A 24,141-nucleotide genomic window follows, 5' to 3' on the forward strand; every position below is an offset into this window, starting at 1 on the left:
CTGGATGAAACGCCACTACTGCTTATGTTAAGTCCAAATCCGCCTCCCAAGTTTACCCTTTTTCGAAACTGCAATCCCATAATTAACTTGTATGACAGGCATTACAGCAATAATAACAGCCATTAACCTGTGTATATTTTTTCTTAGCTTCCTTAACTGCGCCATCGCAAGAAGAATATTCTCCTAGATATGTTTTACTACCAGGCATATAATCGCAGCCACTTTTGTGCACTTCATGGTCTCCGTTAGACTGTGCTTTGTCATTTACATAATACTTTTTCATAATTAAGATTGTTTTAGGTTACACTTTTATTTTACTTTTTCATAGTTCGCCAATACTTCTAAAAGCATATCGGAATAATTAAAAATATCGTCGAGTGATGATAGGTCATGCCGTACTTCCTTTCGCTGCTCATCTAATGTTACCATATACTTCTTGTTTCCATTAAAATATAGTCTACACAATGTTTTACGGTTATTATCGTCGAGTAGTATAGCGAAATAAGAAAGCGCATCCCGATAGACGATGCGGCTTAGAGCTACTTTCTGTCTGAGTATGGTTTTTACAATCATAAAGCCTTCTAATTCTTCCTGAGTAGTAACAGTCTGATTAGAATCTACTTCCGTTTCTGTTGCTAAAGCAGCATCCTGTTCTTTTATTACCTGATTTTCTTTAGTAAGCGCCGATTTTAAACGTTCAGTTATCATGTCACTTACATACTGGTTTAGAGAAGTCTTTACGAGATTAGTGAATTGCTCCAACACCTTTGCAGTTATGACACTTGGATAGACCTGACGGGCAAAATGCTTTACAAAATCACCACCCGGATTGGTAAATTCTGAATGAATCAGTTTTTTCAATTCATTGGTATATTTCAGGTCGCTGGCTGTATTTACAATATTTTCAAAATCGTAATATGCTTTATGGAATTTCTTCAGCTCCTCGATCTGGTTTTCCTTCATGTCTGTAATGTCAAATGAGAAAAAGGGTTTTTCATCCATTTTATTTGTTTCAACCAGATCGGTATAAAATTTATATTCTATGCCGTTTGTCAGGATAGAAAACTTGGCTTTGGTTGTATGGAAATACCGAAACAATTGTGAAGCATTATTCACATTTAACGGAGCAGCATGGTGCTTACATTCAATGAGTATTATAGGTTCACCATTTTGCATAATGGCATAATCTATTTTTTCACCCTGTTTTATCCCAATGTCTGCAACTAACTCAGGAGTTACTTCAAACGGATTAAAAACATCATAGCCAAGTTCTTTAATAAAAGGCATGATAAATGCATTTTTTGTAGCCTCTTCTGTATTGACCTGAGCTTTGAGCTTGCTGACTCTTTCACCCAGTGATTTTATTTGGTCTTTAAAATCCATTGTTTAAATATTATAAGGTTACAAGTTTGGACACTCTGGAAGTTCTAAAAGGTTGTTCCTCGTGGTAGAGTCATTTTCAGTTTTTAAATAGTCATAGCCTGCGGCACTCCTCGCTACAATAACATTAACTTTATAAATGCCTTGCCCTACATAAAACAACCATTTACCAGATTTAATTCCTTCAATTGCCTCTAGCTGAGAAATTTTCCATCTGCTACCATCGGAGTTAAATCCTCCGATATTAATTATTCTTTCATGGATATTTTCTCTTTCCCGCTTGTTGATACATTTAATTTCGTGTGATGAAGCCATAATTTTATTATTTTAAATTTTATCCAAACCTACTGTGTCTGAAAAACTTAATTTTAAGGGAATCCTTATTTTCTAAAAAAAACCAAAAAAATAAGACCGGCATATTGCCGGTCTCTTTCAATTATTTGGTAAAGCTTTTAGTGACAGGGATGTTGGCAGTTAAACAATAGCCTATCCGAAATTTTATCATGGGTTATAATATCCTTATTGGCTAAAATCATTTCTGCTTTACCGGAAGATGGATTAATGTAAACAACAGCGCCATACCTGCAAGTTTTAAATCTGTAATGCAATGCTTTTAGTCCGGCTACTGTCCCATGATTCACAGCCGCTTCAAACACAAAATGAGAGCATGATTTTTTAAAAAGGCAGGTGCGGCGTTTGCTTTTGGGTATCAGCCAATAAATTCGGATAGCTGCAAGTAACAGATACCTCATCGTTTAAATACCACCATTTGGTTTGAAGTAGTAAAACCCGGTTTAGCACCAAGACCAAAGCAACCATACTCAGGTTGCACGTATGTAATTACGCTTTCCAGCCCAACATATTCCCAGCCTAAATTAACATGGTTTCTGATAGTTTCTTGCAGTTGTTCAACAACATGACTGGTATTTCCTTTTTTAGGATCTATTGAAGCAACAAAAGGTACAACTTTGTATTCCATAATGTAATAAGGTTTAGATTTCAGCAAACCTATTTCATTTTAAAGAAGCTATTTTAAGGGAATCCTTAATCTTTGGAATTAAAAGCATTTATACTTTAAAATTAATAATCACTTTAAAGCAGCCCCATATCTTTTGCTAAACTTATAAGATGTGTAGTATTTTTTGCTTTAAGCGAAGCTTTCATTTTTATGATACGCTTTTCGATACTGCTAATGCTTGATGCTTTTTTGCCCTTGCGTTTAAAATCTTCAACTATTTCAATCTGATTTAATCCTTTAGCCAGAAGTTGAATGATTTCCAAATCAAACTGGTCAATATCCGTTACAGAGGAAGGTTTTTTTAAATGAATCAAATGAGGTGAAATATACTGTTCTCCGGCATAGGCAGCTTTTATGGCCTTTAGCAAATCCCGTGTACTTTCTCTGCCTTTAGATACATATCCGTCAACTCCTATATCATCTAAAAGATGTCTTATGCTATAGCCTCTTTCGTCAATGGAATAAACAATTATTGCAATATCGAAATTTTCTTTTTTAAGCTGTCCTATAAGCTGTTCACCCGATGTAAGATTTACATCCATATGGCTGCTCTTAGAAGAAAGATCTGTAATTAAAAGCTCAAAAGGCTCATTATCATTTTCTGCCTTTTTAATTTTCAGGTACGTTTCATCACAATATTTGGTATAGACAACTTCCACTCCTTCAAGCTTTTCTAAGAGTACTTTTAAGCCCTGGCTAATACTGTCAATATCTTCTGCTACGATTATTTTTTTAAACATAAAGCTTTAAAATTATGCAGGAAAAGTACAAGTGACTTTGAGCCCGCCCATTGAAGTATCAAATATAAGCGACCCGTCAATGGCAGAAATGCGGGAAACCGCATTTTGCAGTCCATTTTTATAAATTAGGGCATCTTTGCTTAGCCCTTGCCCATTATCAGTATATTGTATTGTTATTTTTTTATTTTTAATAGCAAATTTTATAACCACAACATCGGCATGGCTATGCTTTTTCATATTGACCATCAATTCCTGAAGCACCCTGTAGACTGTTATCTTTTTATGCTTAGAAACCTGGTTCCAGTCAATGCTGTCAAAATTTATGTTCATTAAATTAATCGTGGCAGTCTTATAATCTGTTAGCATTTCACGGAGTACATTACCAAAATTTTCACCGGTATCGATCGTATTATTTTCTCTTGAAATATCACGCGTTTTTTGGTAAATAGAATCCAGATCCTGGATAAGTTTTCGTTGTTCAGGGTAATGTGTATCAGATGATTCCGCATACGACATGACATTGAATACATCATTTGCCAGCTCATCATGGATCTTTTTTGAAATTCGCGCTTCTGTATTATGCACTTCCAAAACTTTGGCCCTTTTATGTCTTTGCCGTAATATGTAAATTACAAAACCTGAAATAATTAGAATCGAGCATCCTCCTATTCCAAGCAATAATTTGTCTGTTCTATCTTTTTCCGACTTCAGCCTGTCCTGGACTTTTTCTGTTTTGAGTTTTAAATTTTCCGCTTCGGCTTTTTGAGAATCGTATCTCAAACTTGCATACCTAGTCTTAGTTTTATCCCTAACATAAGTAATACTATCTTTAAGTGAAATATACTTTAGCATAGGTTCTATTTTATTAGTTACAGAAAAAATTATATTCAAAGCCTCTAGGCGTTTATCTATGTTCTTACTTTTTTCTGCAGCCTCATATCCTTTTTGAGCATATAATACAGCTTCATTTTTATTTTTATCTTTATAAAATTCTGCAAGCTGAATGTAACTGGATGGAATTGCGGACAAATCATTCTTGGCCAGTCTTATGCTTAAAGATGATTTCAGAAGATCCAAAGCGTTCGGTTTTTTAAGAAAATTTGATACAGCCCCTAAATTGTTTAATACTCGGGCTTCTGTTTTAGAATCATTCAGGACAGTATCAGAAGTTATTAAATTACTCAGGATGTGATATGCCTTTTCATAATCCTGATTTTCAATATAAATACCTGCTATATTGTTTTCTATAATACATAAGGCCAATGAATCTTTCGCCATCATTTTTGCCTTATTATAAAATTTTATAGCTCGTTCAGTGTCTAAAAGACTTCTGTAACACATACCTAATTGATTATATGCCTTACTCAAGTAATCTTTTTTTAAGTTCAGACGGTCAGAACTATCTTTTTTGCTGTAAAATTCTTTCGAATGTAGATTTTCCAAAAGATTCAAGGCTTGTGTGGCATTTTCTTCGCATCCAAAGTTATCTCCTTCCTTTTTTTGTATTTCGGCCATCTGTAACAAAGAAAATCCTTCTCCCAAACTGTCTTTTGCCCTATTCTGCAATTCACGTGATTTATTATAATATCTGAATGCACTGTCATGAATTTTATCTTCTAGAAATTGATTTGCTTTACTAATATAAGACTTCAAAGAATCACTATCTTCTTTGTTTAGCGCATCACGAAGTATAAGTTCTTTTTTAGGTTTATTACACGAAACAATACCTGCTAACAGGAATAGCAAAAAAAAGGGGGAATAAATCTTATAAATAAGTTTCATTCCCCGAAATTAATAAAAAATTTAATTTATGTAACCTATGGTTTTGGTTTTACGATAATTGGATCTGGCGGCGGAGGCGGCGGAATAGGAATATCGCCATCGTCTGAAGCATATGAAGTTATTGCACCATTTTCGTCTACAGTTTCGTTGTCACAAGACACTAAGCTGCCACCTAGCAGCGAAAAAGCTGCCAGCAAAACTATTTTTTTCATTTCCGTTTTAATTAAAAATTAGACACTTGGCAGTCCGATATGCTGTTAAGCCTTAAGGCAGTAAACCAACATTTTTTGGATGCCGCTATTTTTTTGGGAAGTGAAGTGATGCTGTTCAGACCGTAAGCAGATTATACTTCCCGGATAGCTGTTAACAATCTGTACAGCAGCACTTAAATGTTGAAAGTAGTTTTGTACATTTGCTCTATTGCGCTTATAGAGCAACTAATTTCTGAGACAAAGAAACATCTGATTTTTAAGGACTTGAGTATGATATTAAAGTCATTCCAATTATTCCAGAAAAATCCCGGATATTCCTAAATATTCCTAATAAATCCTGTTTAAACAATAATTTAAAGTAATTATGGAAGAGTATAAAAAAGCAGTATTGGCTCATTATGAAGCCGTAAAAGACAATCTGCACCCCCATTTTTTATTACATCCTACTGGGGCTAAACTTAGAGGATTGTGTGAACTTTTATTAAATTCACTACGTTCCGATGACAAAGTGATTTTTGTACAATTTTTTACACCTGACAATCTTGATACTAATCTTGATTTCAACCATATCAAAAAAATTGATATCGATAAGTTCAGGCCTCTAGTACGGTATATGAGAGGAGGCCCATCACCAACAAGCCTGACAACTATAGAGTTATTTGCAATCTTGGTGGACTTCCAGCCTAGACCTATACAAAAGTTCAATAGGATTGGAATTAGACAAGCAGAATCTGATAATGAATCTGAGAAGGTTGATATACCACAAATATCAGACGACAATAACGGTGGGGAGAAAGAAAAAGAGAAAGAGAACATCGCTCCTTTCAATAGTAACATAAATGATGAAGACAAAGAGAGAAAGGATGAAGATATAGAAGCTAGTATTATAACAGGCTCTTTAATCAGCGATTACAAAAGGATGGATTTTCAGAGTACAATTCCTCAGAAAACTTCTGTAACAAAAGACAATTCCAGAACGAACTATGTAAAATTAGCCTTCGTTTTTTTACTGGTAGCTATAGGAGGTGGATATTTGGCAAAAAGCGATTTGCTAAAATATAAAGGTTGCATGATGTGGAACGAGGATCATTACGAAAAAGTAGCATGTGATTATGAGGTAGATCCTTCAGAAGGAAGAAAAATCATCTCTCTAGATGAAACACTTCTTAAATACCAAAAAAAGATTAAAGTTACCGACACAACAAGATTTTTAAACCCTGATGGAACAAAAAGATTTTATTATGGCAAGAATGCAAATCAACAAATGGAATATTTCACTCTTCCAGGAAGACACCCTGAAACAGGAAAATTATTAAAAGAGCTTTCGGATTATATGATGAAGAAGCATTTTGTAAGTACTGGAAATTAATATTATGTATAATACTTCTCAGTAAGAATTATAGATTTTACACTATTAAGAAAAGAGAGAAGTTAGATATTTTAATTAATGACAAAAACAATAAAAAAAACACAAGCTCGGCTTGTGTTTTTTTTATTGTTTTTGTTGAGCAATTAGTTCTTAAGCAAAATCCTTATCCCAACCAATGCCAAACAAATTGCCAATACTTTAATAATATTTGTTCCTTTAACTCTATGCGAAAAATAAGCCCCGAGTTGTGCACCGGGAATTACTCCTCCCGCAAGACAGATTACCATTTTTAATACTTCAGGATTGTTATAGGTACCATTCATGGCATGGACTATAACCGTAACCGTTGACATTACTGCCAGAATAAAATGCGAGGTTGCGGTTGCGATATAAACTGGAAAATGCAGCCAATTGACCATGGCCGGCACATGGATTATTCCACCACCTATGCCTAAAAGGGGCGACATATAGCCTACTACAATACTGATAATAATACCATTGCGCTGGTTATAGCTGTATTGATAAACGGTGCCCATCTTATCAACCAATTTGCGGTGTTTTAGTCCTTTTTGCTGACTGTCATCTTCCTGTACCTGTCTTTTTTCTGATTGCTTTTTAAAGAAAAGGAATACCGATAACGCAAGAAGCAAGACCCCGAAAATAATATTAAAAGATTCTTTTGGGATATACTGCACCGTAAACACACCCAATATAGAACCCGGAACCGTAAACAGCGCAAAAATAACACCTGCTTTGTAATCAATTTTTCCTGACTTTGCATAGGCCGCCGACCCAGAAATGGCATTTGCAGCCACTACAGCCATAGAAATAGCCGTAACGGTTTCGGGAGGCAAATCAGGATAAAACAATAACAACAATGGGACTAATATAAAACCACCACCCGCACCAATCAGCGTTCCACAGGTTCCGATGATAAAACCGGCCAATACTAAAAGAAAAAGCTCCAAACTAAAAAGTATTAATTAGTATTCCAAAGATACATACAAAGTCCTTGGTTTTTGGTGTAAATTATTTCAGTATTCTTATTCCGCTTAATTATTTATATTAGTAACCTTAAATCATTTCCATGAAAATTTTCAACACCCTGTTTATCATTATTATAATAGCCTCCGTATTTTTTAGCTGTAGCCGAAAACACTCCCTAAAAACAAATGTTCCAATTTCTGAAAATACTTTTAAACAAGACAGTCTGGCTTTTGAGTTGTGCAAAATGTATGGCTTTGACCAGGGTATCAGGACCAACAAACTGAATTTTAACAAAAGGGAATTAATGCCTAAAATTGACTCTGTAAATTTTTCCAATATGGTTGATTTTATTATTAAGAATGGTTACCCTACAGAAGAATTAGTAGGTGAAAGAAACATGAAACATGAATGCGTTGAAGCTGCTGTTGCTGCAATTTTACTGCATAACCCACACAGACTTGTAAACGAAAAGGTATATTTTGATTTATTTCTAAAGGAAGTCAATAAGGGAAATATTGACAATGCTTTTTTTGCTTCGGTTTTAGACAAGTATTACTGGTTAAACAGTCCTAACAAAAAGCAAAGGAGAGTTTTTTATGGTTCACAGTTTGGAAAACCCTGTATTCAAACTAAAGAAGCGACCAACACCGCAAGAATTGAAATTGGCTTAAAACCATTGAATGACGATGAATTCATAGATTGCGGGCAAGAGGAATTGAATATGCCGAAAAAGAGAGATAAATAAAAACACTTGGATGAAGCTATTAAGGCATAACTTAAAAAAGAATAGGCCCACAAAATAATTCTTTTTTATTGCCGTCAATAAATCTAAAAATGAGAAAGATATTCTACATATTACTCTTCCCTCTCATCATAAACTGTAGTAAGAATAATAATTCTGATACTGTTTCTGAAGAAGATATATATTCTATTCTCAATTTTGTCATCAGTACAGAATTACCAAGATTCAGCAGTACTCCCGGCAAGAGTTACATTACAGAAAGTTTTACAAATTTTTCACTTTCAAGTCAGGAAGAATATTTGGACAATAACCTTGATAGCCTTTTCAATAAAAAAGATATCGAATTTATTCATCAACAAATGGAAGATGCTGTAGACTTCAAACTCAACCAGAATTTTATAAAATCAAAAACAGTTATTTCATTTGACTCCCTAATGAAACTAAGAAATAAAGGCGAAAGAACATGGAAATTTTGGGAACGCTTTTCCAAAAAATACGGAAAACACGAATACTTCTCTATCAGCAAACCTCTTTTTAGTGTAGACAAAAAAACAGCAATAGTAAGCTATGGATTTCATTGCGGGAGTTTATGTGGTGAGGGATTAACAGAAATTTATAGATTAGTTAATGAGAAATGGATAAGAATCAAAACTATAGAAACCTGGGTTAGTTAAGAATTATTAAAACTACATTGAGGTATCAATATTTTGACGAATACAAAAACATTGAGGGCTATGACTGGTTTATTGGCAAGCCCTGAATTTAACCAATATCCTTGTCTCCTGCTTACCAAACAACTGGCATCTTGAGCAATACTAAAACATTTGTATATTTAACCACTTAACAAAAACTAAATCAATCAAATGAAAAAACTATTACTATTAGCCATGATTTTTATCTGGCAAAATAATTTTGCTCAGGTTTTAATATATACCGCAAAAAAGGAATTTATTCCGGCTGAAATCAGATTGGCCAATGACGAAATTATTTCAGGTTATATCAAAGAATTCAATGTCCCGAATGCCATTGAATTTACAGACTTCTCGTTTAATTTCAATCTTGAGTCCGAACTGCGTCTGGACCGTACGAAGTTCAACTTTAAGAAAACTCCGGATGGCGCTTCTGAAAAGATAGAGTTAAACAACATCAAATCCATTACTTTAAAAGCTGAGGATACGATTACCTATGAAAAATTAAAACTAAAAACAATCAACTCTAAACTGGAAGTCGTTGATCTGAAAAGGGAAATAATGGCTCCGCTTATTAAAAAAGGAAAAATCAATGTGTATGGATTGAGAGTATATGAATGTGGTCATGGATGCTCTTTAATGTGGATATTGGCTTATATAAAGAAGCCTAATGATGAATTTGCCTATATTCCCGTTGATTATAACCGATTAAACCTATTTAACCTGGGAAAAATTGATGACAAGTTTTTTAAAGCTTTTGAGGAAGTTGGTAAGGATTGCCCGGAATTCCTGAGTTATCTGGAAACGAGAAAAGCCCAATTTAATGATAAGGCTTACAAAAAAGAACTGTTAGCCGCCCGCAAACAATTTGATAAGGACAAAAATGAAAAATTGAAACAGGCAGATAAACGTGAAAGAAGAAAAATGGAAGATCAAATGGATACGGATTATTATTTGAAATTCTATTTGGATGAGATTGACGCCTATTCTTCAAGATGCCAATAATTACTACAATAAAAAAAACGCCTCGGTTTCCCGAAGCGTTTTTTTTATTTTTTATCTGTGGCAATCACAAACTTTAAATTGTTTTTGACACCAATCTGGAGCAGGTCTACTAAATCCTGTACCTGCAGGTTATAAGGAATTCTAACAATTACGGTTTGGTCTCTGGCATCACCCATTTTTGTCAGCAATGCCGCTTCCAATTCATTAAAAGGAACATTCTGCTTATCGACATAATATTGTTTTTCTTCAGAAACCGACAGCGTAATGTGCTGTTTGTTCGTCTTGTCATTCTGCTGCGTTTTAGGCAGTGTCATCTTGATTACGTTCGGGTTTGCCAGTGTTGAGATAATAAGGAAAAACAACAGCAAAAAGAACATAATATCACTCAAGGAAGAAGTAGCTACTTCCGCGTGAAATCTTCTATTTCGTTTTAGAGCCATCGTTAGGTCTTTGGATTATACTTACAAATTCCAAAATCTGTTTTTGGACATTCAAAGAAAAATTATCAATCATCCCGTTAAATAAGTGGTAGCCTGCATAAGCGATAATACCTACAACAAGTCCGGCACCACTACTAATCATCTTTTCATACAAACCTCCGGAAATGTTCCCTATACTGATATCTTCTGTTTGCGAAATACTGTAAAAAATCTTGATAACTCCGGAAATCGTCCCAACGAAACCTAAAGTAGGTGCAATACCGGCAATAAGTCCCAAATGTCCCATTCTTTTTTCCATTTCTCCAATTTCGATATTGGCAGCTCTTTCCATATTGGATTCGATTTCAGAAATAGGTCTTCCAATAGTCAGGATTCCTTCTCTTAGAACATTGCCGGAAGCCGTGTTTGATCTTTCCGCCAATGATAAAGCTGCATTTATATTTCCGGAATTCAACTGTATAGCAATATCCTTAATCAAGTGCGAATCCTGCTTCGTTGCTTTTTTAATGGAAAGGTATCTTTCAAAAATCAGGTAGATGGTATAAAAAAGAAGAATTACAATCGGGATCAAAAATGCTCCTCCTTTCATCAGGAAGCTAAACAGGTTCATTTCTTCATTTTTGGCGATTCCCTCAATTACTGTATTCGTTGAAGCTTTTGCAATGGTATCAGTCTGCAGTAAAATTGTTGAAAATATCATAAATATAATACAGGGATTTGGTTATTTAATTTATAAAGCCGTTTGTTGCTTCAGACAAAAATAAGTTTTTTATTTAGTTTTAAAAGTATAACGGCAGTTTTTAGAATATAGTATTTTGCAGTCGCTGCCAATTCCGGGAATCCTACAATAATTCCAGCGTTCTTTCTAAGGCCATGCCTCTGGAACCTTTAATGAGCAATGTCTTATTTTCTATTTTTTCAGCTTTAAATGCCTGGGCAAATTCATCATAGGTTTTAAAGAAATGCAGATTTTCCGTATCGTTTTTATTTTCGTAAAAATCTTTCCCTACAAAATAAGTCTGTACCTCTTTCTCATGCTTTAGCAAAGCCACAATATGTTTGTGTTCGCGCAGGCTTTCTTCACCCAATTCAAACATATCTCCCAAAACAGCAACCTTATTTTCCTTGTCCAACTGTAGAAAATTTTTGATTGCCACTTCCATACTGCTGGGATTTGCATTATAGGCATCCAGAATAATTTCATTTGAGTTTTTCATCAACAGTTGCGAACGGTTGTTTTCCGGAACATAACTTTCAATAGCCTCCTTTATTTCATCATCAGAAATCTTGAAATACCTTCCAATAGTTATGGCTGCATTAATGTTATTGGCATTATACAACCCTATCAGATGCGATTTGATTTTGATACCGTCAAACTCGATGGCAACAAAAGGATTGGCTTCAATCTTATTGATAAATACCGATGCATTTTTATCGGTATGGCTAAATGTGATACGAAGATTTTTAGCCGTTTTTTCTTTCTGTATTGCGTCGTCAAGATTTACAAAAACATATTTGTTGTGTTCTGAAAGAAACGCATACATCTCGCTTTTTCCTTTGATAACTCCTTCTACTCCGCCAAAACCTTCCAGGTGGGCTTTCCCAAAATTGGTAATATATCCAAAATCAGGCGTAGCGATATTGCATAAGAATTCTATCTCTTTCTGATGGTTGGCACCCATTTCCACAATTCCTATTTCGGTATCTGAAGTAAGGGAAAGCAATGTGAGCGGCACTCCAATATGATTATTCAGATTGCCAACAGTAGCTCTTGTATGGTAACGCTTTGAAAGCACTACATTGATTAATTCTTTGGTAGTCGTTTTTCCGTTACTTCCGGTTAATGCCAAAATTGGCAATCCCAGATATTCCCTGTGAAACTTTGCCACTTCCTGCAATGTTTCAAGTGTATTGGCAACCAAAATTGTCTTTTCGTCAATATAATAATCTTTATTGTCTATAATTACATACAAAGCTCCCTTATTCAGTGCTTCCTGAGCAAAAGTATTGGCATCAAAATGTTCTCCTCTGATAGCGAAGAACATGGAGCCTTCCTCAATTTTTCTGGTATCGATTGAAACTGAAGTACATCTTAAAAACAGGTCGTGTATTTCTTTAATTTCCATGCTGTGCGGTTTAAAAAAACAAAAGCCCTAAAAGGGCTTTTGTAGAATTGTTATAGAAAATTAATTTCTTGCTTTTTTCTTTTTGTCAGACTTAGGACCTACTCTTGACATCGCACATCTGAATCCGATGTAATCTGTAGCCATATCCTGAGGGAAGTATCTTCTCTGAGCAGGATCTAACCAGTAAGCTCTGTCTCTCCAGGAACCACCTTTGTAAACTCTTACGTTGTCGTCTATCAAAGTTGTTCTTTTTGAAGACTTGTCATATCTTCTCACCATGTTGCCTAAACTGTCTGTAGTAACATTGTGCTTTGGAGAATCGTACATTCTTTTTGAATCGTCTATTTTCTCTCCTTCTTCAGAGTTTCCGAAGTCATAGTATCTTGTAGACTGCTTGTCACCATCTCTGTAGTTTCTGTTGTCAGACTTATCAAAGTTTTGTCTTAGGTAAGTTTCTTTTTCGTCAACAGGAACCTGAGCAATTTGTCCAGGGAAATTTCTTGCGATAATTTTACCGTTAGCTAAAGTATCATAAGCAATGTTATCACCTGTAACGATTTCAGCTTTTCCATCTTCACCAATTTTGTTCTTCATGTAGATGTTACCTCTGTAGTAGTTGAAGTCGTTAGCCTCATCGTCAACGATTGGTCTGTAAACGTCAGCAACCCATTCTGCAACGTTACCTGCCATATCATACAATCCGAAATCGTTTGGTGGATAGTATTTTACTACGTTAGTGATATCAGCACCGTCATCAGACCATCCGGCGATTCCGCCGTAATCTCCTTTACCTTGTTTGAAGTTAGCCAATTGGTCACCTCTAACTTGTCTTTTTCCTGAACGGGTGTAGTTCCCTTTCCATGGATATTTCTTCTGACCTCTGTAAAGGTTATATTCTCTGTTACCTACATCAGCTGCTGCTGCATATTCCCACTCCGCTTCTGTTGGAAGTCTGTACTCAGGTAGTATGATACCTGAAGTTCTTTGAGCATATACGTTTTTAGCATCTTCTTTAGCGGCAAGTCTTCCTCTTTGTCCTTTCAAGACAATTTCTTCGTTACCACCGTAAGTTTTTGTAGGAGCATTAAGGTAAGTTTCTGTACTGAAAGTGTTATCACCTTTTGCATCTAATACTTTTGCATCTCTTTTCAGGTAGCCTTCTCTTTCAAGAACACCTTCGTTTACACGGTCTGTTCTCCACTTGCTGAATTCAACAGCCTGAATCCAGTTTACACCAACTACAGGATAGTTAGCATAAGCAGGGTGTCTTAAATAGTTGTTGGTCATTGTTTCGTTATAACCTAATCTATTTCTCCAAACTAATGTATCAGGAAGAGCTCCTTCGTAAATATTTTTATAATTTTCATCTTCCGGGTCGAAAACTCTTTTCAACCAGTCAAGATATTCCATATACATAAGATTGGTTACCTCAGTCTCATCCATATAGAAAGACTGAACGTGCTGCTGATTAGGTGTATTGTTCCAATCATGCATTACATCGTCCTGAACTTTACCCATAGTGAACGTTCCTCCTTCAACCAAAACCAATCCCGGAGCAGTTTCCTGCTTCTTAAACTTAGAATTGTATTGGAATCCGCCTTTTTTGTCATTGATTTTCCAACCAGTGGCAGAGGAAGCGTTTTTTGAACTGGATTTTTTGCTACAACTAGTAAAACCCATAACTAATGCCAAGGAGAGCATCAGCTTCAAAGCCATAATTTTGTTTACTTTCATACTTTCAGTAGGTAATAAATTTCGAGCCGCAATATAATAATTAACCATTAAACTGCAACAACAATTTTGAAATATTAATAAAAAACTAATTTTGTGTTAAAAGTCTCTTGCTATAACGCAAATTTATTGGGTTTATTGCACTTAATATTAAGTTAAAAAATTATTTTTACTTTTCGTAATAATTAGGCGCGACCAGCGTTATTCAAGTTAATGAAAAAGATTACCTTACTCTTATTGCTTATAAGCTCTTATGTTTCTTTTGCCCAACAAAGAGACAATGTAACTATTGAATGGATTGATAACTCCGGAATTTATTCGGAACAGGTCCAGATTAAGGCCCCTATTTTCAAATCATCCCGTTTTCAATTCGACTACGAAAAGAAAGCCGTCCTGTTTAATTTAAAAATTCCCGTATCGGGTTTTGCAGACGAAGGCAGCCTACAGATAACGAATATTGTATACGAAACTATTTCCCGCGAGCAGCTTGGCGATTTACGAATTACATCAATTCCTTCATCAATAGAAGCCCGCATTAAAAACATGAACAATTCTGCTTCACAGAAAGCCGTTTTGAGTCTGTCTCCTATAATTAAATCCGGAAATACATTCCAACGGGTTAAATCATTTACCTATTCCTTTTCGACAACGGCAAGTCGCGCCGGCAATGCCGCTCGAAACTCCAACTTTGTCTATAACTCTGTTTTGAGTTCGGGAGATTGGTACCGATTCTATGTAGTAAAATCCGGTGTTTATAAAATATCCCGAAGCTTTCTGCAGAGCCTTGGCATGAATGTGGGCGCTGCCGATGCCCGAAACATAAAGATTTATGGTAACGGCGGTCGTATGCTGCCTTTACTAAACGGCACTTATTATCCGGAAGACCTTATTGAAAACGCAATTACCTTAGTAGGAGAAAGCGACGGTTCATTCGACAGTCAGGATTATATTTTATTCTATGCGGAAGGCATGGACAACTGGAATGAAGAAAGCCAGACCCATAATAATTTGTATGCAGACCGGTCCTATTATTATGTAACATCACAAGGTGGTCCCGGAAAACGAATCACTAACATGCCTGTTATTGCCGACAACCCTACTCTTAATGTATCAACTTTTGATGATTACCAATACCACGAATTGGACAAAACGAACATTGGACGTTTGGGAAGAAAATGGTTTGGGGAAAGATTCAACATCGAAAACGAACAAACTTTCGAGTTCAAATTTCCCAATATAGCCACAGGAACACAAATCAGATTAAGAACCAATGCGGCGGCGGCGGCATTTTCACAAACCTCGATGAGCGTTTCAGCCAATGGCCAGGACCTGGGCGCAATGACATTCCCGCCAACAAGCAGTGACGGTGATGTTGCTTTTGAAAGAGCGCTGACCGGCAGTTTTCCTGCTTCAGAAAATGTGGCCGTAAAAATACAATATAATAATGGTGGGGTTCCCAGCGCAGATGCCTATCTGGATTATATCATTCTGGAAGCAAAAAGGAATCTTCAGGGTTACGGTAAACAATTCCGTTTCCAATATAATGATGCCGACCTTAATACGGGAGTAATCCAGTATCAACTTTCAAGCGCAGCCAGGATAACACAAGTATGGGACATTACCGATATATATAATGTACAAAAAGTAGAAAATAACGGAGCGGATGCTTTCTCATTTAAAGCCTACATGGGTGAAGACCGAAATTATATAGCGGTTGATGCTTCTGATTTTTATTCGCCTTTGAAAGATTCCAGAACACGCGTAGCCAACCAAAACCTAAAAGGCAGTATTCTGAAAAATGCACAGGGCTCCTTCCAGGACCTCGACTACCTTATAGTAACACCTGCTTTTTTGAGTTCACAGGCAGAGCGATTGGCCAATTTCCATAGAACCAACTCTAATTTAAACGTAAAAGTCGTCAATCTGGAAAATATCTATGAAGAGTTCTCTTCCGGCAAACAAGACATTGGCGCCATTCGAAATTTTGTAAAATACATTTACAATAACGGTTCGATTCCTTCTAAAAAATTAAAATACCTGAACCTGTTTGGTGATGCTTCATTTGATTTCAAAAACAGGATTTCCAACAACACCAATATTGTTCCGGTCTTCCAGGCATTGAACAGCTTTTCGTTAGGAGGTTCCATCATGTCTGACGATTATTTCACGATGCTTGACGATAACGAAGGCACCATGCTACAGACCGGCTCGCAAGATATGGAACTTGCCGTTGGAAGAATGCTGGTCAGCGATTTAAAACAGGCAGAAGAAATGGTAACCAAGGTCATCGAATATCACGCTATTGAATCGTACGGAAAATGGAGAAACAACTTTGTCCTGATTTCTGACGACGTTGACGTAGCCTGGGAAAATTCCATCCAAACCGGAATTGATGCTCTGGGTGACCAGATTTCCGCACAGAAACCTTTTGTAAACGTAGAAAAAATACATACCGATTCTTATGTGCAGGAAGCTTCTGCCGGAGGTTTCCGTTATCCAAAAGCCCGAAAAGATTTTGTTGATGCCATAAACCAGGGAGCTCTTGTCTTTAATTATTTCGGACATGGTGGTGAAGACGGACTTGCCAAAGAGCGAATTTTCGAAAAAGCAGATGCCCAGAATTTAAACAATCGCTACAAATACCCGCTGTTTGTAACCGTAACCTGCGAATTTACAAGATTCGACAATCCTTACAGACCAACTGCAGGCGAGTATACTTATTGGAATCCTAAAGGTGGCGCCATTTCAATGGTAACTACTACACGACAGATAAGCGTAACGACCGGACAGGATATCAACGATGCCTTTTCAAGCGAATTGTATGGCTACGGCACAACAAATAACGTTCCTATTTCAGAAGCATTAAGAATAGCCAAAAACAACTACAATGGCTCTGCACTTATGGTTTCTTATGTGGGCGATCCGGCCATAAGGCTTGCTATACCAAAACCGACAATTGTGCTGACCAAAATAAACGACCAGCCCGTTGCTGCCTCCACATTTGTGTTTAACGCCTTGAGTCCGGTAAAACTATCCGGCGAAGTTAGAAATGTAGAAGGAAATACAATATTATCAAATTATAATGGCAGCCTGTCGGTAAATATTTTCGACAAAAACGTACAGAGAACCACATTTGGAAACGACGGAGTAACGGACAGCTCTGGCAACCTAATTCTAATGGACTTTATCCTATTGGGCGAAACCATTTTCCGTGGTAATGCTTCTGTCGCAAACGGGCAGTTTGAATTTAATTTTGTGGTACCAAGAGACATTGCAATTCCTGTAGGCAATGGAAGAATCAGTTTTTATGCCAAACGAAATCAGGGATTAGAAGACCAGACAGGATATAATACCGATATTAAAATAGGCGGAATCAATCCAAATGCTACGGTCGACAACATTGGTCCGAGAGTACGACTGTATATGAATGACGAAACATTTATATCCGGGGGCATTACTAACGAATCTCCTATATTCCTTGCTTTTCTGGAAGACGAAAACGGTATCAACACCGCCAGCGGTATCGGACACGATATAGTTGCTATTTTAGATGGCGACGAAAACAATCCTTACATCCTTAATGATTATTACGAAACCGAATTGGATAACCATACCAAAGGAAAAGTACGTTTCCCTTTCCGCAATCTGGCAGTAGGACTGCACACGATTACCTTCAAGGCCTGGGACGTATATAACAATCCGGTAACGGCAGAAATTCAGTTTATAGTGGTTGGTGATGAAACGGTAACATTAAAAAACGTGCTCAATTACCCGAATCCATTTGTAAGCTATACCCAATTCTGGTTCACGCACAATCGCCCGTACGAACCTTTGGAAGTACAGGTACAGATTATCACCATTACAGGAAAAATAGTCAAGACAATCAATCAGGTAGTAACTACGGAAGGATTCCTTTCAAGAGAAATTACGTGGGACGGAAAAGATGATTTTGGAGATAAGATAGGTAAAGGAGTTTACGTTTATAAACTCACTGTCAAATCGACGCTGACCAATAAAAAAACAGAAAAATACGAAAAACTTGTTATACTTTAATAAAATACTATATTTGTTCAATTCAATTAATACCAATCTCAGAATGAAAAAAACCATATTATTTATTATCTGCATACTAGGACTCAATATAGCGAAAGCCCAGGAAACAAACAGGGTCATCACAACAGGAGTACCCTTTCTTCTTATCGCTGGAGACGCCAGGTCTGCCGGTATGGGTGACATAGGAGTAGCCTCTTCCCCAGATGCTTATTCACAACAATGGAACCCGGCCAAGTATGCATTTTCGCTTGATAAACAGGGTTTTTCACTTAGCTATACACCCTATCTACCGGAACTTGTAAACGACATTTCCTTAAGTCAGCTGACTTATTTCAACAGAATTAGTGAAAGAAGTGCCTTTGCGGGAAGCTTACGTTATTTCAGCCTTGGAGTTATCGAATTCAGAAATGACAACCCTGATGACCCGGCCGTAGAAGTAAATCCAAGTGAATTTGCATTAGACCTTTCTTATGCCCTAAAATTGAGCGAAAGATTTTCAATGTCCGTAGCTGCAAGATATATCCGTTCTAACCTGAGACTGGCGCAGTTGAGCAATGATGCTTCTGCTGCAAGTTCTTTTGCTGTAGACATTTCGGGTTACTATCAGTCGGAAGAAATTGCTTATGAAGATTTCAACGGAAGATGGAGAGGTGGTTTCAATTTCCAAAATTTAGGTCCAAAAATCAATTATGATTTAGATGAATCTGATGAAGGTTCCAACTTCCTTCCTTCTAACTTAAAACTGGGAGGTGGATTTGACTTCATCTTCGACGAATACAACAAAGTATCGATTAATGCCGAAATCAACAAGCTTTTGGTACCTACTCCTCAGGATCCGGATTTGAATGGAGATGGCGAGATTACCGATGTAGAAAGAGCACAAAACAATCAAGATTACCGTTCAATCGGATGGGTAAGCGGTATTTTCAAATCATTTGGAGATGCACCAGGCGGTCTGAAAGAAGAATTAAAAGAAGTTACCTGGGCTTTAGGAGCCGAATACTGGTATCAGGATTCCTTTGCAGTAAGAGCAGGTTACTTCAATGAAAGCAAAGAAAAAGGAGCCAGAAAATTCCTTTCGCTTGGAGCAGGATTCAAATACAACATCGTAAAACTGGATGTATCGTATCTGTTCTCAACTTCAAAAGTCAGAAACCCATTGGAAAACACATTGCGTTTCTCTCTTAGCTTCGCGTTCGGAGACAAATATGATGAATATTAGTATATAATTTAAAGTCTATAAAATCCAAATTGCTTTCATTAGTAATTTGGATTTTTTTTCCTCAAAACATTTATGAAACAAATCAACATTACGACCACATTCTCAGTATTCGACAACAAGGAAGAATTGCCTGAAGATGTAAAAAATCTGATGGAACAGGCCATTGAGATACGTAAGAAAGCCTACGCTCCTTATTCCAGATTCAGAGTTGGGGCAGCCATCTTTTTAGACAACGGAAAAATTGTTTTGGGTTCTAATCAGGAAAGCGCTGCATATCCGTCAGGGCTTTGTGCAGAAAGAGTAGCTATTTTCCAGGCAGGGGCTATATATCCTGACACCAAGATTTTGAGAATTGCAATTTCAGCCACATCAGACGAAAGACCGGTTACCTCTCCTATCCCACCATGCGGTGCTTGCAGGCAATCCATATCAGAGTATGAATTCAAACAAGATTACCCGATAGAAATTTATTTTATGGGCGAAACAGGAGTAGTTTACAAGTCGGATTCGCTCAAAAATCTGCTCCCATTTATGTTTGATAAAAACTTCTTATAAAAAACCTAAAATTTACATTTTAAACTTTACTTCTAAGTTGGAATGTCTTATTTTTGCCTTTCGCAAATTTGTGTGAGGAAACTACTTTGCGTCTTATTATTTAGCAATTTACTGGCACAATAACGTTTACAAAAAACAAACAATGAAAGAAATTACAAAAGAAGTTTATTTGAAGTGGTATGAAGACATGCTGCTTTGGAGAAAATTTGAAGACAAATTAGCCGCTTTATACATTCAGCAAAAAGTAAGAGGATTTCTTCACTTATATAATGGCCAGGAAGCCGTTCTGGCTGGTGCTCTGCACGCTATGGATTTATCCAAAGACAAAATGATTACTGCCTACAGAAACCACGTTCAGCCAATTGGTATGGGCGTTGACCCAAAAGCTGTCATGGCAGAACTATTAGGAAAAGTTACCGGAACTTCTAAAGGTATGGGAGGTTCTATGCACATCTTCTCTAAAGAAAAAGGATTTTATGGAGGACATGGTATTGTAGGAGCTCAAATCCCGGTTGGTGCAGGTATTGCTTTTGCTGACAAATATTTCAACACAGGTGGTGTTACCCTTACTTATTTTGGTGACGGTGCTGCCCGCCAGGGTTCTCTACACGAAGCTTTCAACATGGCAATGCTTTGGAAACTACCAGTTGTATTTATTGTAGAAAATAACGGTTATGCGATGGGAACATCGGTAGAAAGAACCGCAAACCATACAGATATCTGGAAATTAGGATTGGGCTATGAAATGCCATGTGGTCCTGTTGACGGAATGAACCCTGTAAAAGTTGCCGAAGCAATGCACGAAGCCATCGACAGAGCGCGTCGTGGTGATGGACCAACTTTCCTGGAAATGAAAACATACCGCTACAGAGGACACTCTATGTCTGATGCGCAATTATACCGTTCAAAAGAAGAAGTAGAAGAGTACAAAAAAATTGACCCTATCACTCAGGTTCTTGACATCATCAAAGAAAACAATTATGCCACTGAAGCAGAAATTGAAGCTATTGACGAAAGAGTTAAAAACCTGGTTGAAGAGTGTGCTCAGTTTGCCGAAGACTCTCCGTTTCCTGATACGCAACAACTTTACGATGTTGTTTACGAACAAGAAAACTATCCTTTTTTACCTCATAAATTATAATCATTATGGCAACAAAAATCACAATGCCTCGCTTGAGCGATACTATGACAGAAGGAACTGTAGCCACATGGTTGAAAAAAGTTGGGGACAAAGTTAACGAAGGAGATATTTTAGCCGAAATCGAAACCGACAAAGCTACTATGGAGTTTGAATCTTTCAACTCCGGAACCTTATTACACATCGGGATTCAGGAAGGCGAATCGGCTCCGGTTGATTCTCTTCTGGCAATCATTGGAAAAGAAGGTGAAGACATATCCGATCTTTTAGCCGGCGGTGGAAGTTCTTCTGACAAAAAAGAAGAGCCAAAAGCTGAAGAAAAAACGGCTGAAGCTCCTAAAGAAGAAGCTAAAGAAGCTCCAAAATCTGAAACTGCTGCTTTACCTAAAGGCGTAGTAGTCGTGACCATGCCTCGTTTGAGCGATACCATGACTGACGGTACCGTAGCTACATGGTTGAAAAAAGTAGGCGATAAAGTTAGCGAAGGTGATATCCTGGCTGAAATCGAAACCGATAAGGCTACAATGGAATTTGAATCTTTCAACTCCGGAACTTTATTACACATCGGAATTCAGGAAGGCGAATCGGCTCCGGTTGATTCTCTTTTGGCAATTATCGGACCTGAAGGAACCGATATTTCAGGTGTTGCTGAAAACTTCAAAAAAGGTGGTGCAGCATCTGCTCCTGCTCAGGAAGAAAAAGCAGAAGAATCTAAATCAGAATCTGCTGAATCTAAAGAAGAAACTGTAGAAACTGTTTCTGACGGAAGAAGAATCTTCATTTCTCCTTTGGCTAAAAAAATTGCTGAAGAGAAAAACATAAACATCTCACAAGTAAAAGGTACAGGTGAAAACGGACGTATCGTAAAGAGCGATATTGAAAACTTCAAGCCTGCCGCAGCAACTTCTCAAGCACCAGCTTCACAAGAAACGGCTGCTAAACCTGAAACTACTGCTTCTGCTCCGGCTGTAAAACCATTTGTTCCGGCTGGCGAAACCTATTCAGAAGAAATCAAAAATTCGCAAATGCGTAAGGTTATTGCGAAGCGTTTGTCTGAATCTAAATTCACTGCTCCTCATTACTATCTGACAATTGAAGTTGCAATGGATGGCGCAATGGCTTCCAGAAGTATAATTAACGCATTGCCTGACACCAAAGTTTCTTTTAACGATATGGTTATCAAAGCTTGTGCAATGGCATTGAAAAAGCATCCAAAAGTAAACTCACAATGGAAAGATGATGTGACTGTAATCCACCATCACGTACACATTGGAGTTGCTGTTGCTGTTGAAGACGGTTTGGTTGTTCCTGTATTAAAGTTTGCCGACCAATTGAGCTTGTCCCAAATTGGTGCTAACGTAAAAGATGTTGCCGGAAGAGCGAAAAACAAAAAACTACAGCCTGCTGAAATGGAAGGAAGTACCTTCACAGTTTCCAACTTGGGAATGTTCGGCATTACTGAATTTACCTCAATCATCAACCAGCCAAACTCAGCTATCCTTTCTGTTGGAGCAATTGTTGAAAAACCAGTTGTTAGAAACGGTCAGATTGTAGTAGGCAATACGATGAAAGTAACACTTGCCTGCGACCACAGAACTGTTGATGGTGCTACAGGTGCAGAATTCCTACAGACTTTGAGACAATATCTGGAAAACCCGGTTACGATGTTAGCATAAGCTACTAAAATCCCGCCTTTTTAAGACGGGATTTTTTTATTTTTAGCTTCTATCCAACGTGACATATATTCAGTGCTTCTTATTGTATGGTATTGCAAAATCTGACCTATAAAGTTCTTATTTCGATGCATCGTTAAGTTATCCTTTAAATCCAGAACCATCGCAATAAACGATTCCTTATACAGATTCTCAGCAAATTTATTCTTCAGTAGTTGTACTCCATTTTTTTGGGCATTACGCCAAAGATTTTCGTCTTTATAAAGCTCTATAGCATGGTGGGCGAAATCAACCGGGTTATCCACGATAAAGCCATTCCAAAGCCCATCCATCTGCATTCCTTCAGCACCAATACTGGTTGTAACGCTAGGCGTTCCATATTTCATTGCTTCAATAAGCTTTCCTTTTATTCCCGCTCCAAATCGCAAAGGAGCTAACATAATCTTAGCCTTTTTTATTACTTCAGCAGCATTTTCCGCTCTGCCCATAATATGAAAATTCGATTTTGGATGATTTAATTCCAAAACCTTTTGCGATGGATAGGCACCGTAAATCAACATTTTAGCATCCGGAAGCTGTTTGTGAATTAAAGGCCAGATAGTACTTTTTAAATATTGAACGGCATCCCAATTGGGCTCATGAAGGAAATTACCAATAAAAACAAAATCTTTTCGTTCTTCTAAAGGAACAAAATCTAAATTAGAATCGGCAAAAATAGGAAGATAAAATAATACGGAAGAATCAATTTTAAAATCATCGACAAGGAGTTTCATTTCAAAATCAGAAATGATTAAAGATATATCACAGCGCAAAATACTGGCAATCTCTCTTTTTGCAGTATCAGAAAATAAATCGGAAATAGTAAATTCTTTCTTCTTTTTAAAAGCATCCTGTCTCGCCAAGCGAAGAAAGTGAAGGTCCTCTGTATCCAGAATTTTTATAGCTTCGGGACAATATTTAGAAACTCTCCATCCAAACTGTTCTTCAATTATAAATCGGTCAAATAAGACAATATCGGGTTTTAAATTTTGGATAAAAGTATCAAAACTTTCGTCATTCAGGCTGATTTTGGTCTTTTGAATGGCTAACAATCCTAAATTAAATTCGTGTTCGCTGTCTTGTGCAGGACTGGCAAAAGTAATATCGTACGCTGCTTCTTTAAAAAGTTGTATTAACTGCAGCATCCTTCTTCCCGCTGCTGAAGAATTTGGTTCTGGAAATACCATACCAATAATCAAAAGTTTCTGCTTATCCATAATTACAAAGAAAACGTTTTTAA

At 37.0% G+C, this 24,141-nt stretch carries 23 protein-coding genes; 9 read left to right on the plus strand and 14 right to left on the minus strand.

The annotated features are described in order from the left end of the window. Nucleotides 1-82: 82 nt before the first annotated feature. From BGO88_RS16050 to BGO88_RS16080, 8 genes are all read right to left on the minus strand, one after another. Nucleotides 83-283 carry a hypothetical protein gene (locus BGO88_RS16050; RefSeq protein WP_286707554.1) on the minus strand — a complete coding sequence of 67 codons (201 nt, stop codon included), beginning with the start codon at nt 281-283 and terminating at the stop codon, nt 83-85. Between the two features lie 26 nt (nt 284-309). Next, nucleotides 310-1,383, minus strand: coding sequence for a type I restriction endonuclease (locus tag BGO88_RS16055; protein WP_286707555.1), 1,074 nt, complete (start codon nt 1,381-1,383; stop codon nt 310-312). Nucleotides 1,384-1,401: 18 nt separating this feature from the next. Then, nucleotides 1,402-1,695: a DUF3892 domain-containing protein gene (locus BGO88_RS16060; RefSeq protein WP_286707556.1), complete on the minus strand. Its 294-nt coding sequence runs from the start codon at nt 1,693-1,695 to the stop codon at nt 1,402-1,404. 137 nt (nt 1,696-1,832) lie between these two features. Continuing rightward, on the minus strand, nt 1,833-2,132 hold the full coding sequence (gene yidD, locus BGO88_RS17410) for a membrane protein insertion efficiency factor YidD (RefSeq protein ID WP_289035041.1): 300 nt from the start codon (nt 2,130-2,132) through the stop codon (nt 1,833-1,835). Beyond that, a complete protein-coding gene (locus tag BGO88_RS16065; protein WP_286707557.1) occupies nt 2,129-2,359 on the minus strand; it encodes a hypothetical protein in 231 nt (76 codons plus the stop codon). The genes yidD and BGO88_RS16065 overlap by 4 nt, the downstream gene beginning before the upstream one ends. A 113-nt stretch (nt 2,360-2,472) precedes the next feature. After that, nucleotides 2,473-3,138, minus strand: a complete 666-nt coding sequence (locus tag BGO88_RS16070; RefSeq protein ID WP_286707558.1) for a response regulator — start codon at nt 3,136-3,138, stop codon at nt 2,473-2,475. 12 nt (nt 3,139-3,150) lie between these two features. Beyond that, a complete protein-coding gene (locus BGO88_RS16075; protein WP_286707559.1) occupies nt 3,151-4,920 on the minus strand; it encodes a tetratricopeptide repeat-containing sensor histidine kinase in 1,770 nt (589 codons plus the stop codon). 35 nt (nt 4,921-4,955) lie between these two features. Then, nucleotides 4,956-5,132: a hypothetical protein gene (locus tag BGO88_RS16080; RefSeq protein WP_286707560.1), complete on the minus strand. Its 177-nt coding sequence runs from the start codon at nt 5,130-5,132 to the stop codon at nt 4,956-4,958. Between the two features lie 364 nt (nt 5,133-5,496). Here BGO88_RS16080 and BGO88_RS16085 point away from each other — a divergent pair, with 364 nt between their 5' ends. Next, nucleotides 5,497-6,501, plus strand: coding sequence for a hypothetical protein (locus tag BGO88_RS16085; RefSeq protein WP_286707561.1), 1,005 nt, complete (start codon nt 5,497-5,499; stop codon nt 6,499-6,501). Between the two features lie 143 nt (nt 6,502-6,644). Here BGO88_RS16085 and BGO88_RS16090 read toward each other — a convergent pair whose 3' ends face one another. Continuing rightward, on the minus strand, nt 6,645-7,469 hold the full coding sequence (locus BGO88_RS16090; RefSeq protein WP_286707562.1) for a sulfite exporter TauE/SafE family protein: 825 nt from the start codon (nt 7,467-7,469) through the stop codon (nt 6,645-6,647). Between the two features lie 119 nt (nt 7,470-7,588). Between BGO88_RS16090 and BGO88_RS16095 the strand changes: the two genes are divergently transcribed. The 3 genes from BGO88_RS16095 (at nt 7,589) to BGO88_RS16105 (ending at nt 9,924) form a co-directional block, all read left to right on the plus strand. Next, nucleotides 7,589-8,233 carry a hypothetical protein gene (locus tag BGO88_RS16095; RefSeq protein WP_286707563.1) on the plus strand — a complete coding sequence of 215 codons (645 nt, stop codon included), beginning with the start codon at nt 7,589-7,591 and terminating at the stop codon, nt 8,231-8,233. Nucleotides 8,234-8,322: 89 nt separating this feature from the next. Continuing rightward, entirely contained in the window at nt 8,323-8,904 is a 582-nt protein-coding gene (locus BGO88_RS16100; RefSeq protein WP_286707564.1) for a hypothetical protein, read from the plus strand. A 189-nt stretch (nt 8,905-9,093) separates the two neighbouring features. After that, complete coding sequence (locus tag BGO88_RS16105; protein ID WP_286707565.1) at nt 9,094-9,924, plus strand: hypothetical protein; 831 nt, start codon at nt 9,094-9,096, stop codon at nt 9,922-9,924. 44 nt (nt 9,925-9,968) lie between these two features. Here the strand turns inward: BGO88_RS16105 and BGO88_RS16110 are convergent, their stop codons facing one another. From BGO88_RS16110 to gldJ, 4 genes are all read right to left on the minus strand, one after another. After that, on the minus strand, nt 9,969-10,364 hold the full coding sequence (locus BGO88_RS16110) for an ExbD/TolR family protein (RefSeq protein WP_056069041.1): 396 nt from the start codon (nt 10,362-10,364) through the stop codon (nt 9,969-9,971). Continuing rightward, nucleotides 10,345-11,061 carry a MotA/TolQ/ExbB proton channel family protein gene (locus tag BGO88_RS16115; protein WP_056069110.1) on the minus strand — a complete coding sequence of 239 codons (717 nt, stop codon included), beginning with the start codon at nt 11,059-11,061 and terminating at the stop codon, nt 10,345-10,347. Before BGO88_RS16115 ends, BGO88_RS16110 begins: the two co-directional genes overlap by 20 nt. A gap of 145 nt (nt 11,062-11,206) precedes the next feature. Then, entirely contained in the window at nt 11,207-12,490 is a 1,284-nt protein-coding gene (locus tag BGO88_RS16120; RefSeq protein ID WP_286707566.1) for a UDP-N-acetylmuramoyl-tripeptide--D-alanyl-D-alanine ligase, read from the minus strand. Between the two features lie 60 nt (nt 12,491-12,550). Then, nucleotides 12,551-14,224, minus strand: coding sequence for a gliding motility lipoprotein GldJ (gene gldJ / locus BGO88_RS16125; protein ID WP_056069113.1), 1,674 nt, complete (start codon nt 14,222-14,224; stop codon nt 12,551-12,553). A gap of 210 nt (nt 14,225-14,434) precedes the next feature. Between gldJ and porU the strand changes: the two genes are divergently transcribed. The 5 genes from porU to BGO88_RS16150 all read left to right on the plus strand — a co-directional run bounded on the left by porU (nt 14,435) and on the right by BGO88_RS16150 (nt 22,865). Continuing rightward, nucleotides 14,435-18,274: a type IX secretion system sortase PorU gene (gene porU / locus BGO88_RS16130; RefSeq protein WP_286707567.1), complete on the plus strand. Its 3,840-nt coding sequence runs from the start codon at nt 14,435-14,437 to the stop codon at nt 18,272-18,274. Between the two features lie 43 nt (nt 18,275-18,317). Continuing rightward, nucleotides 18,318-19,496: a type IX secretion system outer membrane channel protein PorV gene (gene porV / locus BGO88_RS16135; RefSeq protein WP_277012189.1), complete on the plus strand. Its 1,179-nt coding sequence runs from the start codon at nt 18,318-18,320 to the stop codon at nt 19,494-19,496. A gap of 72 nt (nt 19,497-19,568) precedes the next feature. Continuing rightward, a complete protein-coding gene (gene cdd / locus BGO88_RS16140; RefSeq protein WP_286707568.1) occupies nt 19,569-20,051 on the plus strand; it encodes a cytidine deaminase in 483 nt (160 codons plus the stop codon). 142 nt (nt 20,052-20,193) lie between these two features. Then, entirely contained in the window at nt 20,194-21,192 is a 999-nt protein-coding gene (pdhA, locus tag BGO88_RS16145; protein ID WP_056069056.1) for a pyruvate dehydrogenase (acetyl-transferring) E1 component subunit alpha, read from the plus strand. A 5-nt stretch (nt 21,193-21,197) separates the two neighbouring features. After that, on the plus strand, nt 21,198-22,865 hold the full coding sequence (locus BGO88_RS16150) for a pyruvate dehydrogenase complex dihydrolipoamide acetyltransferase (protein WP_286707569.1): 1,668 nt from the start codon (nt 21,198-21,200) through the stop codon (nt 22,863-22,865). Nucleotides 22,866-22,885: 20 nt separating this feature from the next. Here the strand turns inward: BGO88_RS16150 and BGO88_RS16155 are convergent, their stop codons facing one another. Then, the gene (locus BGO88_RS16155; RefSeq protein ID WP_286707575.1) at nt 22,886-24,118 is read right to left on the minus strand and encodes a glycosyltransferase; all 1,233 of its coding nucleotides are present in this window, start codon (nt 24,116-24,118) and stop codon (nt 22,886-22,888) included. Nucleotides 24,119-24,141 lie beyond the last annotated feature (23 nt).

Origin of the sequence: Flavobacterium sp. 38-13 (genome assembly GCF_001899155.1) — a bacterium.
Taxonomy (GTDB): domain Bacteria; phylum Bacteroidota; class Bacteroidia; order Flavobacteriales; family Flavobacteriaceae; genus Flavobacterium; species Flavobacterium lindanitolerans.